Origin of the sequence: Xenorhabdus santafensis, from assembly GCF_033949405.1 — a bacterium.
GTDB classification, from domain to species: domain Bacteria; phylum Pseudomonadota; class Gammaproteobacteria; order Enterobacterales; family Enterobacteriaceae; genus Xenorhabdus; species Xenorhabdus santafensis.
Map to the genome: position 1 here is coordinate 1 of NZ_VCDN01000438.1, position 411 is coordinate 411.

At 28.5% G+C, this 411-nt stretch carries 1 protein-coding gene; it reads left to right on the top strand.

Translation table 11 applies throughout. The annotated features are described in order from the left end of the window. Window positions 1–251: 251 nt before the first annotated feature. Window positions 252–411: hypothetical protein (locus FE392_RS22090; protein ID WP_369292881.1), on the top strand; the 160-nt coding region annotated here is incomplete at its 3' end.

Sequence of the window (411 nt, forward strand, 5' to 3'; positions counted from 1 at the left end):
AGCTGCACGAGTCCATTCCTTAATGCTCCTTTCATGGATCAGCACAAACCGCTGAACCATTTCAGTCCGCTTACCATTGACTCTTACCGATTTATAATTTCATATTCACAAAAATACCTTTGTAAACATAAATATAATATACCTGTTGTTGCTTTTGAACCTGTTGAAGAATGCTCTTTTAAAAACGAGCATTCTTTTATTTATATCCTCTATGTAATAAAATATGTGGTAATATTTTATTACATAACGATATTACAAATTTAACAGTTTGGAAAGAAGAAATTTCAAGAAAAGTTACAATAACTATTTCTATATTTAATAATACTGTAAGTACTTCAATGATTAAAGTTAATATTATTCGAAATATTGGAAATTCCATCGAAACATTTATACCTCCTGGAAATACACTTT